Origin of the sequence: uncultured Vibrio sp., assembly GCF_947488985.1 — a bacterium.
GTDB lineage: Bacteria > Pseudomonadota > Gammaproteobacteria > Enterobacterales > Vibrionaceae > Vibrio.
The window spans coordinates 1-14,144 of sequence record NZ_CANLBV010000100.1 but is presented as its reverse complement, the minus strand read 5'-3'; the positions used below and the strand labels follow the sequence as shown (position 1 = coordinate 14,144).

At 44.5% G+C, this 14,144-nt stretch carries 14 protein-coding genes and 1 pseudogene; 9 read left to right on the top strand and 6 right to left on the bottom strand.

Annotated elements, in window-relative coordinates:
- Positions 1-151 precede the first annotated feature (151 nt).
- The 5 genes and pseudogenes from yccS to Q1A70_RS16715 form a co-directional block, all read left to right on the top strand.
- Positions 152-2,305 carry a YccS family putative transporter gene (gene yccS / locus Q1A70_RS16735; RefSeq protein ID WP_299694113.1) on the top strand — a complete coding sequence of 718 codons (2,154 nt, stop codon included), beginning with the start codon at positions 152-154 and terminating at the stop codon, positions 2,303-2,305.
- A gap of 385 nt (positions 2,306-2,690) precedes the next feature.
- Positions 2,691-2,852 (top strand): hypothetical protein, encoded by a 162-nt coding sequence (locus tag Q1A70_RS16730; RefSeq protein ID WP_299694116.1) that lies wholly within the window; start codon positions 2,691-2,693, stop codon positions 2,850-2,852.
- A gap of 122 nt (positions 2,853-2,974) precedes the next feature.
- Entirely contained in the window at positions 2,975-3,295 is a 321-nt protein-coding gene (locus tag Q1A70_RS16725) for a hypothetical protein (RefSeq protein WP_299694119.1), read from the top strand.
- Positions 3,296-3,472: 177 nt separating this feature from the next.
- Positions 3,473-4,735 carry a hydroxymethylglutaryl-CoA reductase gene (locus Q1A70_RS16720; protein WP_299694122.1) on the top strand — a complete coding sequence of 421 codons (1,263 nt, stop codon included), beginning with the start codon at positions 3,473-3,475 and terminating at the stop codon, positions 4,733-4,735.
- A 74-nt stretch (positions 4,736-4,809) separates the two neighbouring features.
- A pseudogene (locus Q1A70_RS16715) lies at positions 4,810-4,978 on the top strand (LysR family transcriptional regulator); the annotation flags it as partial.
- 115 nt (positions 4,979-5,093) lie between these two features.
- Here Q1A70_RS16715 and Q1A70_RS16710 read toward each other — a convergent pair.
- Positions 5,094-5,693, bottom strand: coding sequence for a methyltransferase (locus Q1A70_RS16710; RefSeq protein ID WP_299694144.1), 600 nt, complete (start codon positions 5,691-5,693; stop codon positions 5,094-5,096).
- A 161-nt stretch (positions 5,694-5,854) separates the two neighbouring features.
- On the opposite strand from Q1A70_RS16710, the gene Q1A70_RS16705 reads away from it, so the two are divergent.
- Positions 5,855-6,733, top strand: a complete 879-nt coding sequence (locus Q1A70_RS16705; protein ID WP_299694125.1) for a LysR family transcriptional regulator — start codon at positions 5,855-5,857, stop codon at positions 6,731-6,733.
- Positions 6,734-6,751: 18 nt separating this feature from the next.
- On the opposite strand, the gene Q1A70_RS16700 is transcribed toward Q1A70_RS16705, so the two are convergent.
- A complete protein-coding gene (locus Q1A70_RS16700; RefSeq protein ID WP_299694147.1) occupies positions 6,752-7,102 on the bottom strand; it encodes a hypothetical protein in 351 nt (116 codons plus the stop codon).
- Positions 7,103-7,392: 290 nt separating this feature from the next.
- On the opposite strand from Q1A70_RS16700, the gene Q1A70_RS16695 reads away from it, so the two are divergent.
- A complete protein-coding gene (locus Q1A70_RS16695; protein WP_299694128.1) occupies positions 7,393-8,289 on the top strand; it encodes a cation diffusion facilitator family transporter in 897 nt (298 codons plus the stop codon).
- A 50-nt stretch (positions 8,290-8,339) separates the two neighbouring features.
- Here Q1A70_RS16695 and yddG read toward each other — a convergent pair whose 3' ends face one another.
- Together yddG and yjjG are read right to left on the bottom strand one after the other, a co-directional pair.
- Positions 8,340-9,269: an aromatic amino acid DMT transporter YddG gene (gene yddG, locus Q1A70_RS16690; RefSeq protein ID WP_299694151.1), complete on the bottom strand. Its 930-nt coding sequence runs from the start codon at positions 9,267-9,269 to the stop codon at positions 8,340-8,342.
- A gap of 186 nt (positions 9,270-9,455) precedes the next feature.
- Positions 9,456-10,130, bottom strand: a complete 675-nt coding sequence (gene yjjG / locus Q1A70_RS16685; protein WP_299694132.1) for a pyrimidine 5'-nucleotidase — start codon at positions 10,128-10,130, stop codon at positions 9,456-9,458.
- A 214-nt stretch (positions 10,131-10,344) separates the two neighbouring features.
- Between yjjG and Q1A70_RS16680 the strand changes: the two genes are divergently transcribed.
- The gene (locus tag Q1A70_RS16680) at positions 10,345-10,530 is read left to right on the top strand and encodes a hypothetical protein (RefSeq protein ID WP_299694154.1); all 186 of its coding nucleotides are present in this window, start codon (positions 10,345-10,347) and stop codon (positions 10,528-10,530) included.
- A gap of 172 nt (positions 10,531-10,702) precedes the next feature.
- Positions 10,703-11,851, top strand: a complete 1,149-nt coding sequence (yiaY, locus tag Q1A70_RS16675) for an L-threonine dehydrogenase (protein ID WP_299694135.1) — start codon at positions 10,703-10,705, stop codon at positions 11,849-11,851.
- A gap of 283 nt (positions 11,852-12,134) precedes the next feature.
- Here the strand turns inward: yiaY and Q1A70_RS16670 are convergent, their stop codons facing one another.
- Together Q1A70_RS16670 and Q1A70_RS16665 are read right to left on the bottom strand one after the other, a co-directional pair.
- Positions 12,135-12,569, bottom strand: coding sequence for a YccF domain-containing protein (locus Q1A70_RS16670; protein ID WP_299694138.1), 435 nt, complete (start codon positions 12,567-12,569; stop codon positions 12,135-12,137).
- A gap of 401 nt (positions 12,570-12,970) precedes the next feature.
- On the bottom strand, positions 12,971-14,047 hold the full coding sequence (locus Q1A70_RS16665; protein WP_299694141.1) for a beta-eliminating lyase-related protein: 1,077 nt from the start codon (positions 14,045-14,047) through the stop codon (positions 12,971-12,973).
- Between the last annotated feature and the right edge of the window lie 97 nt (positions 14,048-14,144).

The window sequence follows — 14,144 nt, the reverse complement described above, 5'->3', positions numbered from 1 at the left end:
TTTTACTTTTGGCGAAGCAAATTATAACTCTTTACCATGCTGTTTAAAAAACACTCACGAAAGATCAACACGCCCTAATTATGCAGAACTATCAGATTCTTGTGCGTAATTTCTGTTAGGATTATGGTTTTCGTGTTTCAAGTGAGCGACTGTGCAATTCTCAGCCAAATTACGCCTCTATTGGGCAAATAAAACCATCAATTACAGCGTATTAATTCTCATCACTCTGCTCGGTGTTGTGGTTCCTGCTTGGCATTATGAGCAAAACACACTCATTACCCCCTTAATTTTAGGTGTTATTGCTGCCGCACTTGCGGAGAGTGACGACAGCTTCACGGGTCGCCTCAAAGCGCTCACCCTGACTTTTATCTGCTTTGCGGTCGCGGCTTTTTCTATCGAGTTACTGTTCAACACACCTTGGCTGTTTGCATTAGGGCTTTTTGTATCGACCTTCTCGTTCATAATGCTCGGCGCGATTGGTCCAAAATACGCGAGTATTGCCTTTGGCTCGCTACTGGTGGCGATTTATACCATGCTCGGTGCCCACGAAAGCACCAATTTGTGGTTTCAACCACTGCTACTGCTAACGGGGGCAGCTTGGTACTACTTCATGTCGATGATTTGGCAGATCGTATGGCCTATGCAACCTGTACAGCAGAACCTTGCTACGGTATTTGAACAAATTGGCACCTATATTGGCTCAAAGGCCGAGCTATTCTACCCGGTATCGGATCTTATCCCGCAGCCGCATCGCATTCTTGAAGCCCAGTTGAATGCCAGCACAGTGAACGCGCTCAACACGTGTAAAGCGACATTGCTTCATCGTTCTAAGCGTGGGCACATCGACGGGCCCAGTGATCGCTTTCTCAATACTTACTTCATTGCACAGGACATTCATGAGCGCGTCAGTTCTACCCATTACCGCTATCAAGAGCTTGCGAAACATTTTGAACGCTCTGATGTTCTATTCCGTTTCAAATACCTGCTAGAAACGCAAGCCAACGCCTGTAAAGAAGTGGCGAGTTCGCTAAAGCTTGGAACCGAATACCAACACGGTGCTAAATCGGTACTGGCGCTTGATGAGCTGATGTCTTCACTCAATCACTTGCACCAACAAAACAAGCCTGAATGGAAACCGCTGCTTAACCAACTGGACTACCTGTTCAATAACCTAGCGACCGTTGAAAAGCAGTTATCAAACATTAGCAACCCTGATGCCGAGAAGCTTGAAGAAGATGTTTTGAATGACACCAGCCCGCACACATTAAAAGCAATGTGGCAAAAGATCCGAGCCAATCTGCACACGGATTCGATGCTATTTCGCCACGCCATTCGTATGTCGCTCACTCTGACTATCGGCTATGGGATAATCCAAGGCTTTGATATCGAAAGAGGCTACTGGATCCTGCTGACCACGCTGTTTGTGTGTCAGCCAAACTACAGCGCGACGCGACAAAAACTCACCGCTCGTGTTATTGGCACCGTCGCAGGCTTACTTATCGGCGTACCACTGCTGGCCTTCTTTCCTTCTCAGGAAAGCCAACTGGTGTTCATTGTGATCAGTGGTGTGATGTTTTTTGCTTTCCGGATCAATAATTACGGCTTCGCAACGGGTTTTATTACCCTATTGGTTCTGTTCTGCTTTAACCAGTTGGGGCAAGGCTATGCGGTTGTGCTACCAAGGCTGGCAGACACTTTTGTTGGCTGCGCGCTCGCGGTATTAGCGGTGATTTACGTTCTGCCCGACTGGCAATCAAAACGACTTCACAAGGTCATGGCGCACGCACTCGATGCAAATAAACACTATCTCGATCAAATCATCGGTCAATACCGACTAGGTAAGAAAGATAACCTGCACTACCGTATTGCTCGCCGCAGTGCACACAATAACGACGCCAACCTAACCCATGCTATAAGTAGTATGTTGGTGGAGCCAGGAAAATATCGAACCTCTGAAGATGAGAGTTTTCGATTTTTGACCCTAAATCACGCGCTACTGAGTTATATTTCGGCGTTGGGTGCACACCGAACGCGCATTGAAGATGAATCGACCCATAAGCTGATACTGGACGCCCACAGCGTGATACATAATCACCTCGACGCGCTGAATAGACAGCTCTATTCCCATCACGAGCAATGTGAAGTGAAAAACGCCTATGACCCGGAGCTTGATAAACGCTTAAGTGAATGGCGAGAGGAAGATGAAAACTCCATCAGAATGGTGCTACAACAGCTGCATTTAATTTATCGGATGCTTCCAGAGTTGCATACCCTTGCAACTACGTTTGCGGTCAAGGTTAAGTAAGTTTCCGGTTTAGGTTAAATTTTAGATTGATAAGCCACTCACTCCTAAAACTTGTTAAGCAAGCGCTAAAAAACATAACCCGCTAACATTTCAATCACTCTATATGTCAGTGCCTTGCTCTACTGACACCCTTAATTCGGTAGAGCAATCGCCTATTCCCCTAGCAATATAATGGATATTTACATTGCTGACGCTCTATGATTTACGTTAACCAAGCCATAACTTTCCCTAACATTTCTCGGACAAAAATTGACCTAACAAATTTATAATGATCTTCGTTTTAGGTGCAGTCAGACTTCTTAGTAGTTTTATTGAATGAGGTTTGATATTCCGTATCAATAGACTATGCTCACTAGGGTGTATGTAGTTGAACTAAGGCCATATTATGAATACACAACAATTCGAAGCTTTCAAGGAGCAAATACAGCTTCTTAGCCCACAGCAATTGAAAGCACTTCAGGGGGAAATTAACGGCAATCTTGAAACGGAAAAGCCTTGCGTACTGACTCAAGAAGAATTGAAAGCACTCAGTGAACTGTTCAGTTAACCGATCAACGTCACTATTTTAGCTTAAGCTCTCTATATCTTGGTCAGTTTATACCTGCTCATCATTGCACTCAACATTACAGCCACCTAGACTCTGCTTATACGTATATCAAAGGGGTTGCTATGTCGATATCTGGGATCCAATCGGGTTATGCCATTATTCAGCAGTCAACCAACATGGCTGAAGAAGCGGCAACGGAACTCAACCAAGCCTCTCCCCCCCCTCTAAAATCCGATGATGCTTTGCAAGCAAGCGATCTCAGCTTTAATCAAGTAGCACCTGATCAATCAATTCCTTTTAAAGACAAGCAGCCCGACCCCGTTTCATCCTCCAGTGATGCCTTGCTAAAACTGACACAAAGTGCCAGCTATAATCGCGTTGGCGCCAGTGTAATCGAGCGTCAGAACCAAGCCATTGGCAGCCTGCTCGATATTCATATATAGCCACAGTTCAAATTGAACATTTTTTCACACTGTTGACCTGCTATATCACTCAATAACTTATGACTCAACAGGCACACAAACTGTAACTCATTATATCTGACGCTTGTTTCTGGCTTATTACTCGGTAGAATCAGCGCAAACCAAATTTTGCTGCGCAAACATGACTCCGTACTATATATGCCAAAACTAAATCTGCATCGCCGTGACTATGTTTCTATTTTAGGAGGCGACATCTCCGCAGAAGAATTAGAACAACAACTTGAACCTCATTTTGAAAAGCCAGTAAACAAGCTGACTCCGAGCCCCTATCTGACCGAGAAAAACGTGACGCGTCGTTGGGCGGCGCTCGATAATGAAAGTTCACAGCAGGAACTACTCGATCCTCATACGTTGCAACAAATGCAAGCGTATGAGAAGAATATTGAGCACTTCATTGGCACGGTAAAGGTCCCTGTCGGTGTGTCAGGCCCACTAAGAGTGAACGGCCTCTTTGCCAAGGGCGATTACCTAGTGCCACTCGCCACCACGGAAGCTGCTCTTGTCGCGTCTTACAATCGAGGCTCTAAGCTGATCACCGCTTGTGGTGGTGCAAGTGCCATGTTGCTCAATGAGGGCGTAACACGTACTCCTGGCTTTGCTTTCCAAGGCTTAGTGGAGGCCGGACAGTTCGTTGCTTGGGCCGTGACTCAATACGATAAGTTTAAGAGCTTGGCAGAAGCGACCACCTCACATGGTAAGTTGACTGATATCAATATCAACATCGAAGGTAATCACGTTTACTTAGTGTTTGAATTTCTAACGGGTGATGCATCTGGTCAAAACATGGTGACCATTGCAACCAATGCCGTTTTTGAGTTCATCGTTGAAAATACGCCTGTTCAGCCAACTCAAGCGTTCCTCGATGGCAACTTATCGGGCGACAAAAAAGCCAATACCCAAACCTTACGCAGTGTGCGCGGTAAAAAAGTCACGGCGGAAGTGAATATCCCAGCCGAGCTTGTCGCTAAGTACCTTCACACTACGCCTGAAAAGATGGTGCAGTTTGGTCAAATGACCACCGTTGGCGGCGCACTGAGTGGCACGATCGGTATTAATGCTCATTACGCGAATGCACTGGCAGCGCTCTATATTGCTTGCGGCCAAGATGCAGCCTGTGTTGCAGAGTCTGCGATTGGTATGACTCGTATGGAACTCAACAAAGAGGGTGGCTTATACGCTAGCGTAACGCTGCCGAACTTGATGTTAGGTACGGTGGGCGGCGGTACAGGCTTACCAAGCCAAAAAGCGTGTTTAAATCTACTTGGCTTACTTGGCAATGGCAAATCACAAGCTCTATCCGAGGTGTGTGCTGCCCTATGTTTAGCGGGCGAGCTCTCGATTGTGGGTGCGTTTTGCGCTGGTCACTTCTCGCGTGCTCACCATAAACTTGCTCGTAAATAACCCTTTGCCTATTTGGCTTGTGAGTCTTGGAAATACTCTGAACTCACAAGCCATTCGGAATGCGTGAATCATAAATGGATTACCTACTCTTATCTCGGGTGCGCCTTAAGCACATCACCGCGCTGCACATTATGCTCAGCGCCCACCGTGCATGCGATTCTTTCAAGCATGAACGGGCTACTTCGTCAAAAGAGTTTTTCCCCTCAAGAATACCAAGACCGTTTTTCACTTTCGATGCGTGAAAAATACAGTCAGGGCAACAAAGCAAAAAACCCACATTGCAGGCCTAGAGAGCGTGAATATGGGTTTCGGTATTTACATGTGCAGTGTAGCAGTGAGCGAGAGGCAATAATCTCGATTACAGTTGAGGTAGCGCTATTTTACGCCCAACACCCATTAGTACTTTTAACTCACCTTGCGGAGTGTCGATTGAGAATGGTGTCGATACCTCAACCACAGAGAAACCCGCTGCACTCAATACGTTCTCTGAATGCAGTTGGCTTACGCCATAATCTTCACTGTCGTTTTTTAGGTGCCAATCCCAGTGTACAAACATGCCATCATTTTCAAGCAATGTGTAAATAAGACTCACGGTGTCCTGTAAGTTAGGAATAAAACCACATACCGAAGAGGCGACCACAACATCAAACTGGTTTCTGAATGCTGGATGCTGCGCAGCTAGCCCGCGCGATAGAATATCCACAACCGGTTCAACGTTAGGTAACTCTTTCTTATCTAACTCTTCAATCATCCCTTCTGAGATGTCGAGTGCGATGATCTCTTTTGCAAAAGGAGATATTTTCTGGCTGAGCAATCCTGTACCACAACCAAAATCAAGGACACGGGTTCCTTTTAAATCAACGAGTTGTGTCAACTGGTCAAATACGGACTGTGCGAATACTGTGGTCGCGGGATCTTTATCCCAATCAACGGCGTACTCGTCCCATTGTTTCGCCATCATGGCCTCCATCTATACTTCTTGTAGGTTCGGAACCCACCCAGAGTAAACCAAATTCGTCAATTCGTCATAGAGTTATCATGCAAAGATGGACTATTTCTAAGATAGCCAGCACAATATTCAGATAATATGCACCGACACCTGCTCAATATGGAAGTGAAATGAACCTGTCTCAAGTCCAAGCCTTTTGTTCCGTTGCTGATTTAGGATCAGTCTCTGAAGCAGCACGCCAACTGGAATGCAACCGAACCAAACTCAGCATGTCGATCAAGGCCTTAGAAAAAGAGTTAGATGTCGAGCTATTCGTTCGCAGCGGCAACCATGTTGAACTTTCTGAAGCTGGTAAAGCGGTCTACAAAGACTGCGAAGGCCTGTTAGTAACCGCAGCACGCATTAAGCAAACCTGTTTGCACGTTTCGGGCGAGTTCAACGCAGAGATATGGATCGCCCGTGATGATTCATTACCCGATAATATGTGGCAGGATCTCTCACACGCCCTCAATAACAAATACCCTTCCACTTCATTCAGTTTCGTTCTTGCCTCCAGTGGAGATTTAGCTAACCTCGTTGAAACTCAACAAGTTGACTTCGCATTTGGCGTGGATTACGAGCGCGTAGATGATCCAAGAATCATCTACAACCCGCTGGGTAAAATTCGAATGATGTCGGTGTGTAAAAAAGGCCATGATATGAGTAAAATGCGCCGCGTCTCGGACGAGGTGCTAAGAAATTCAATGCAAGCTACCATGGTCTATCTCAATGAAAAAGATAATCCAGAGCTTGAGCCCTTCTCTCGTCGTTACATTGGTTTCTCTAGCTTTGACTTTATGTTGGATACGATTTTGCGTGAAGATGCTTGGGGCGTGATGCCAGAGCCACTGATTCGTCATTTACTGCGTGATCAACAACTGTCGGTGATCAAGCACACTTACGGCCTGACTCAGGAAGATTACTGCATGTTCACCGCAGCTGGCATGGCAGAGCACCCCGGTATCAATTGGCTAGCGGATCAGCTGAGCGATTACCTGTTTGATTTCTAATTGACGCTGGTTAGAAGGTTAGAAGACCATCACATGATCCACTAAATAACGTCCGTCTGCTTCAACTAACACCATTTCAGCAACGAATTCGCCTTTGGCAATGGTGTAAGCTTGCTTCCATATAAAAGCAACGGAATCAGAACGCCTAAACACCGCAACAGGTTCACGCTCTGCAAAAAATCCGTTGCTGTGTTGATAATGATGACACACCTTTTCCAAATACTCAGGCGTCACTATGTCCTTCATTCGTTGAGTAAAATCGCGACAATGTTGGGCATGGTCAACATTGGTTGAGCCCTCCATCAAATTATCCATAATAGGGTTAGCGATTGTCCACAAATCACTGTCGCTAATATCATCAAACTTCATAGTCATCCTTTCTTTCCCACTTTCCCAAGCGCCAATGCCCTTTACCACGCTGTAAAACACCGCTCAATGATGTGTTTTATTAATGATAAGCGATATTAATTCAGTTGCACACTAGTCCGTCAAAACAGTCATCGTCAATTTTACTGGCACCAAAAAATCAACATAAGATACTGAATTTATTTATATAATATAAAAAATCATGCTCTGTAACATAAACACTATCAGATAAAGTTTGAAAATCTCGCTCAATATTAGAACAATGAAATTATCAAAAACATCTGGAAAATATTATGTGTGACAGGAAAAGCCAAAATGAAAACCGAGTTCTATTGTTCTCAGCCCTTTTAGCATCAGGCTTCGCCATTGGCGGCTTGGTGCTTGGCCTTTTCGTTGGCTCTTTGGTGATCGTATTTGATGGTGTCTATTCACTTATCAGCTTACTGTTAACTTTATTGTCACTAGCGGCTTCAAAGTACATTAACCGCCCTTTAGACAATGCCTTTCCATCCAGTCGAGCCATGATTGAGCCGATTGTGATTGCGATCAAAGCCGTTGTGATCCTGCTGGTGGTGGGGTATTCGCTTTATTCAGCAATTGGTGCGCTGACGACAGGCGGCCGCGAGGTTGATGCCTCTATCGCGACCCTGTTTGGTATTTTTAATGTATTAGGTTGTGGGTACGCATGGTGGCACATCGCCAATAAGAGCAAGAGCATCTCTTCTGGCCTAATTAAAGCTGAGTCGAAACAGTGGCAAATGGATACCCTGTTGAGTGTCGCGGTCACCGCAGGTTTCATCACCGCTTGGCTAATGGCGCTTTCTCCCCTTGCGGCGTATGCCGTGTATGCCGATCCAATGATGATGCTACTGATGTCTTTCTATTTCATCAAAGTGCCATTTGATATGCTAAGAGAAGCCATGCGTGAACTGCTGCTGATGCCTGCAGCCCAAGATATTTGTGAAGCGGTAGATAAGAACGTTAGCGCAGTAGACAAAGAGGCAGAGCAAAATTTAGAGTTAATGTGCGTGACTAAGGTCGGTCCTGAGCTAAGAATCCAGGTTGATGTTCATGCCAATAATCAACAAACCCTTACGCTTGATGATATTGAAAGAACGCGCTATCAACTTAAGAGACGTCTATCTGATATGCCTTATGAACTTCAGTTGAAGCTTAGTATAGCGAGCTAATATTTGCGGCGAAAGCTAGAGCGCAAACCAACGCTGCGCTCTATCCTAGATTAAGAGTGAGATTGAACCTTTTCTGAAGCCGACGTATTAACCGTCGGTTTTTTTTCTCTTGTAACCCACCAGCAAGCGAGTGAACCAATCGTCACCATACACACCCCCTGCCAAAATGTGATAGTCAACGTTAAACCTAAAATCATAGAAGAGAGTAAGGTTGCAAAAATTGGCGTGAAGTAAGACATAGTAGCAAGAAAGACCATGTTGCCTCCCAATATCGCGGTATTCCAAAGCGCGTAGCCTGCACCCATACACACGCCAGCCAATGCTAAATCAATCGCAGCACTGCTCGTCATTACCATACCGGTTTCGTTACTCAGTGCGTATTTAATCCACAAAGTGATCGCTGTAGCGATAAAGAACAACACAATCGCATTCTGCCCTTTCGCAACTTTCTGAGTGTAATTACAATAAACCGCCCAGATAATCGCGCCGAAAAACGCCATAGAATAGGTTTTAGGGTTAGTCGCGATATTTGCCGTAATCTGATTGACAGATAGACCTTGGTCGCCACTGATACTCCAAGCGACACCAAAGAAAGCCAAAAAGATACTTGGGTACACCAGCCAATTTATCTTTTTATCGCTGAGTAATACCGCAAACAATACCGTCAGAGCAGGCCAAAGGTAGTTGATAACCGCCATCTCTAAGGCTTGATGTCGGTTATTTGCCATGCCCAATGCCAAGGCCAGAAAGATCTCGTAGCAGACAAACAGCGCGCCACCAATCAACAAATAAGACTTGGAGAAGCGCTTCAGCTTAGGTAACCCCATCACGCAAACCAAAAACAATGAGCTCACCGTATAAAGGCTGGCTGCGCCGCCAATTGGACCCAATTGCTCTGACACACTACGAGACAACGCAATTAAGCAGCTCCAAAGTAAAATGGCAGCAATGCCGAAGCAGCTATGGCGATGAGATTTCAGCGCACTTATTCCTTCTATTTGTTATGAGTCTTTATCGTGGCAGCTTAAAGCATAGATACGCTTGAGTACCACAATCGAAAGGTGAAACCTGTAGAAATTAAGTAGTCGAGCACAGAATTGTACTCGGCTATTAGTGACCAACGAATAAAGTGATGATCAACGAATAAAGCTAAAGTCAGTGAGCCGTTACTCTAGCAGAAGAGCTTGCAACTCAGCCAGAGACTTCACTTGATAATGAGGGTGAATACCATCTGGCGTCGCCTCCCCTTGGCTGTTTAACCAACAGGTCTCAATACCAAAGTCTAAGCCACCTAAAATATCAGAGTGTGGGTTATCCCCCACCATCAAAATGCGCTGCTTTGCTGGTAAGCCTACAAGCTTGTGTGCATGTTCGAAGATCTCAGCATCAGGTTTAGCAACACCTACTTCTTCAGAAATGATCACATGCTCGAAGTAATCTGTCATGCCAGTACGCTCTAAACGGATCGATTGCAGTTCAGTGAAACCATTAGTAATAATGCCCATGTTCACTTTGCCTTGTAATGATTCCATTAGCTCTTTAGCACCCGGGAGCAGAGAACAGATGTCCGCCATTGCTGTTAGAAATGCATTGTTCAATTCTGCAGTTGTTGTTTCTAACTTTTCCGCCCAGCTTTCAAAGCGTGTGTGCTTAAGTTGATCCGCCGTAATTCGACCATCTTGGTAATCAACCCATAGTGGTAGGTTAACTTCTTGATAAGCCGAATAATCCTGTTCGTTAAAATCGACACCAAAACGGGAAAGCATTAGCTTCATTCCTCGAAAAGCGTCAAAGTGGAACAAGGTTTCATCCGCATCAAAGAATATCCAATCGTACTTCATTATCTGTCCTATTATTCGCGCTATCGAGCCGTATTTATATTTGTTCTTTCCTAACCCCAACGGTCAAGGGTGCATTCTACTACCATTTTTGTGAGTCTGAATATAGTTCTAAGAATTTATAGAAAACAAGCAGCAAGTCATGATGTATCGCAAATCTTGCCACATATTAAACCAATACCATAAAGAAAATACACGAACTGTACCAGAAGGTATTATGAAGCACTTCTTACCGTCATCCGTCATGCTCACCCCATTCCTGGTCAAATACTACGATGAAGAGCCACAAGAGGCGTCAGATTCACCAGAGAAAAAGGAACATCAGGTTGACTGCATAGCTTTATTTTCTATGTTTATAAAACATCATACCGGTCTTAATTTCATCAATCATTCGCATCCATAACTGACAATATACACATCAGAAAACCATAAAAACGATTGCTATATGAGGCCTATCACAACCAATAATCAGAAAGTGGTAGTTCGGATTAAAAGTTATTCCAGATCAATGGTCGACCAGTTGTTTGCCGACAACATAGAGGCAACTAAAAATCATAATTAACCGGAGTTTTCCAATGTCTAGTGCATTTTACATCCCTACAATCAACTTCATGGGTACTGGCTGTTTAAAGGATGCTGCTGATAGTATTCAGTCTCAAGGCTTTAAAAAAGGTCTTATCGTAACCGATAAAATCCTAAACCAAATTGGCGTGGTTAAGCAGGTTCAGGACCTTCTTGGCGAACGCGATGTAGACACTGCTGTATTCGATGGTACTCAACCAAACCCAACCATCACAAACGTAAACGATGGCCTTGAGTTACTTACAAACAACGACTGTGACTTTGTTATCTCTCTTGGAGGCGGCTCTCCACACGACTGTGCAAAAGGTATTGCACTTGTGGCTTCTAACGGCGGCAAGATTGCAGATTACGAAGGTGTCGACCAATCTGAAAAGCCGATGATGCCTCTTATCGCTATCAACACAACTGCGGGCACCGCTTCAGAAATTACCCGTTTCTGCATCATCACTGACGAAGAGCGTCACATTAAGATGGCTATCGTTGATAAGCACACAACACCACTTATTTCAGTCAACGATCCTGAGCTAATGCTTGCTAAGCCTGCATCATTGACTGCTGCAACGGGTATGGATGCACTAACACACGCAATCGAAGCTTACGTTTCTATCGCAGCTACACCAATTACAGACGCAGTAGCGATTAAAGCAATTGAACTGGTACAAGCACACCTAAGAACAGCTGTAGCGCACGGCGAAGACATTGAAGCTCGTGAGCAAATGGCTTACGCGCAGTTCATGGCAGGTATGGCGTTTAACAACGCGTCACTAGGCTATGTTCACGCGATGGCCCACCAGCTAGGCGGCTTCTATGACCTTCCACACGGCGTATGTAACGCTATCTTGCTACCACACGTTCAACGCTACAACGCGCAAGTTTGTCCTGAGCGTCTACGTGATGTTGCGAAAGCAATGGGCGTGAATGTTGAAGGTATGACACCAGAGCAAGGTGCAGAAGCAGCGATCGAAGCGATTGTTCAACTAGCAAATGACGTAAATATCCCAACAGGTATCGCGCAACTTGGTGCGAAACTTGAAGACATTCCTACATTGTCTGACAACGCACTGAAAGACGCATGTGGTTTTACTAACCCTAAACAAGCGACTCACGAAGAAATTTCTGCGATTTTCGAAGCGGCAATGTAATCAATCGTTAAGTCACTTATAAGCTAACCAACAAACGGGCTCACTTTCAGGGTCCGTTTTCTTTGCCTGCCATACACGAGTCAAACTATTAATACATAGAATGATAAACAGGTTCCATTGAGTCGTTGTATAGTTAGCACTTCATTATTGGCATCACTCGCTACCCACTCTGCTGTTGTGGAGGAAAAGGATGATTGTCACAGTCAGCCAACAAACTAAGAACCAATAAAAAGCACATCATCTGATGTGCATTTTAGTTTTAGATAAAGGATAAACTGAAATCTTAACCTTTGTAGTTTCTGACTCTCGCTGCTTCAGCTTCACGCTTATCAACGACCGTTTTACCTATGGGAGCCAGTGAAATGAGCGCCAATTTAAGGTGCTGAATGGCAAATGGAATACCAATAATGGTAATGAAGCAGGCCACGGCTGACATGATGTGCCCAATCGCAAGCCAGATCCCGGCAAACAAGAACCAAATAATATTACCAATCAAGCCCAACGGACTGGTGCCAATATCCATTTCATTGGTCAGTTCATCACGAGAAATGGCTTCTTGACCAAATGGAAAGAATGAGAAGTTACCCATAACAAAACATGCGCGCCCCCATGGAATGCCAACGATGGTCAAAAAGGCGAGCAGTCCAAAGAACCACCACGCTAGTCCCATAAATACGCCGCCAAATAGAAACCAAATAATGTTTCCTATTGTTTTCATAATGCTTTCTCCAATCTTTGAATGCGGTTTAATTCTATGCCGAATAAGGCAATACATCTTTTAATAGGTTCATTATTGTGAGGTCATTATGAACCGTTTATGAATTGCCGAGATTTTCTGCATTTGATAGACACCACGTATCTCTAAATCCGCGTAGGGCTTAAGCGTTTTATTTGATACCATTCTGCAACAGTCAAAAATGAAAACTCGACAACTAATTTAAGGACAAGTTTATGAAGAACGCTGAGCAACCGAAAAAGAAAATGAAAAACTGGGTGCCAATCGTCTTTTTCGGGCTTCTCAGTACGGTTCCTGTATTCATGTTTTTAGTCGACGTCTACATTAACCAATATATGTAGTGTTTTATAAATTAAACCTCGTGATACGGCATATTTGTTCAGTTAACTGATCTCTTCTTCAATCAAATCGAGGATATGAATCAATTCGTGATCAGGAAGCGTGAGTAAATTATCGCCCACATACCACTCTATTTTGCATTGATTAGGCAACTCACAGATTGCTGGATTGCCAATCCACACCTTATGTTTTTTAGCGATGTTGTCCCTTATCATCAGGCCTTCTTCGTAGCTCACAGGTAAGTATAGGTGAAGCATATTCACTTGAGGCGGCTGCGGGTGAGCAATGAATTGAGGATAATCTTGTAATATTTGGTAGATCTGAATGGTGCGTTCATACAACGCCGGCATTTGCGCTAATCGCTGCTCAAACTGCATTGCCGCCGAAACCACATATGGCGTTCGGTGATACACATTACCACCTTGGCGCTTCATCCATGCCGACGCTTTTGCAATAAAGGCTTTATCACCTAATAACAGTGAGCCACCAAGACCATTTAGCCCTTTATAGAGCGACACATAAGCCGTATCAAAACCACTGGCGATCTCGCTATATGGCTTTTGATAATAAGCACCGCACTCCCACAATCGTGCGCCATCCATATGCAGGTGGATCGATTGCTCTTTGCAATACTGCTTGATCGCAGCAAGCTCTTCCCATTCAGGGAGTTGCCCACCAATTTCACGCATCGGTAACTCATAAAGAGCAGCTGCAATCTCATCAGGCCATGCTTTTAAATCATCCACCTTCCAGGTACGAAATACATTCCCAACAGGAAGTACATTGAAGCGGTTTTGCAACTGATAGCCTTGACGCTCATGGCGCAGAATATGACTCGACTCATGCATCGCTACCGTTGGGTTTCTTTTTTCTTGGCATGCAATTTCTAACGCTGTCGGTTGATTCATGGTGCCCGTAATCACAAACACCGCCGCTTCATAACCGAGTAACTCTGCGACTTTATTTTCAAAACGCTCGATAAATTCGCCATCACCGTAACTATCATGACTTACATTGTGTTTTTCACACCATTCAGCCATCTGAGTGAATGTTTGTGCTGGCGTTGGTTCTCGATGACCAGAAAGCAGCAAATCACATTGTTGACGTAAGCCCATGTTCATACTTTTTCCTTTATTGATTATGATCCGCACCAGAAGTTTTGGACACTGAGTTAAGTGAGTACAATCACTAACGAGGTGAACAATGACAACTAAGAAA